Annotated in this window: 1 protein-coding gene; it reads left to right on the top strand. The window is 58.4% G+C overall.

Features of this window, described 5'->3' with window-relative positions; genetic code table 11:
• Window positions 1-666 precede the first annotated feature (666 nt).
• On the top strand, window positions 667-1,597 hold a 931-nt coding region (locus ACYP5B_RS04915; protein ID WP_459568782.1), incomplete at its 3' end, for a hypothetical protein.

Here is a 1,597-nt window from a genome sequence, read left to right as displayed (position 1 = left end):
GATGAGCAAGGAATCCTTGGAGCGGCAACGCGCTTGCCGGATGCTCTGGCATCAAGCAAAGGCGCTGCGCAAGGAATCGGGAAGGAGAACTACGGGACGAAGCAAGCCGGGGAGGCGGCACTGCTTGTCAATGTCGATGCGTCAGGGACGCGAGAAGTTCGACCATAGTAACGCGAAACCCATGCCCCAGCAAGCGTGGGCAGTGACACCGTCGAGCGGCTATCAGCGCGCTGAGCGAGCCCCCGCAGCCCCCGAGCACATGAGTCCACCCTATTCGCAGTAAGACAACTGAAACCGCCCTGTTATCGCAAGTAGGGCGGACTCATGTGCTCGCCCCCCTGAGCGCAGGACAACGCCGCGAATTCCATTTTGTTTATATCCGGTATTAACGTCTTTTATTTCTGACCCCCACCAAAGCGGTATAGGTGTTAACCCCAATCAAGATCGAGCCGATAAGAGAGTTGTGAAATCTGCCTCGTTTCGCGCCTTGACTTCAAAAGGGATATGAAAAACGCGAGCTTATGACAGCGATCTGCAGTGCAAGTGGCTTTAAGCTTTTGCCATTCGCGCGCTGCAATGCGATGCCTTGACTTCTTCACCCGCGCGCTAGGCTGGGTGAAGCGTCACACCCACTCGCCTTCGTCCCGCCGCTTAATCGATATGAACATGGATAAGAAAAACAAGTTTGAACTGACTGACGGTCCGCGCCCGCAATCCATCCTGGAGCTCACCCGTGAGCTACTCGGGCCCTATCTTGACCAAACCGCCATTGCGCGCATCGTGCAGGCGGCCGACGAGATTGCAATCGCCCGTGAACGCATCTTTTCCGAGCACGTCGTGATCGGCTCAAAGCTTGCACAGATTCAACACATCACGTGCACGGCGCTGTCGGCCCGCCGCCCAGACCCTGCGCAGGCCGCCAACGAAGCGCGCTCGCTCTTGTACCGTTTTGCTGATCACACGTTGCGGATCCCCAAGTGGTCGGCCAAACGGTATCTGCAGATCTACGAGCGCTTCATGCACAACAACGATGCGCTCACCTTCCTGAATGTCGGGGAACTGAACATTCTCAAGCGGCAGGACATCACGGCGGACGAAATCGCGTTGGTAGTCAAGGCCAAGCGCAGCAACGAGCCGTTCAGCCGAGCCGAAATCCTGCCCTTCATTGACCGGTACCGCGCCCTGAGTTCCGAAATGGAGACGCTGGAGAACCAGCTCGCCGGTACCGAGGAAGAGTTGTCGGCCAGTATGGCGCAGCACGACCAGTCTCAGATCGAACTGAAGTATCTGAAGGAACAAATCGCCGCCGCTGGCCGTAGCACGGACGCGCAACAGGCGGCTTTGATCGAGGCGCAGGCCGCCCTTGCCTCACAGAGCGCCAACGTCGACGCCCTGCAGTTCGCCATTGAAAAGGTTAACCGCGAGAAGGCCGACCTGCAGCGCCAACTCACCGACATAAAGATCCGCGTGGACGTCAAGGAAGTGCCCGTAGTCCCCGAGGAATACACGTCCGCGACGGAAGCCATCAAGGCCGCCGAAGCCCGGCTGGAACAGCTGCAGAGCGAAGTGCGCGCCTCTGAGGAGCAACTCGCCAGCA

Source organism: Cupriavidus sp. 8B (assembly GCF_054589115.1).
The sequence above is the reverse complement of the archived record's forward strand: the minus strand, read 5'-3'. Positions and strand labels throughout refer to the sequence as shown.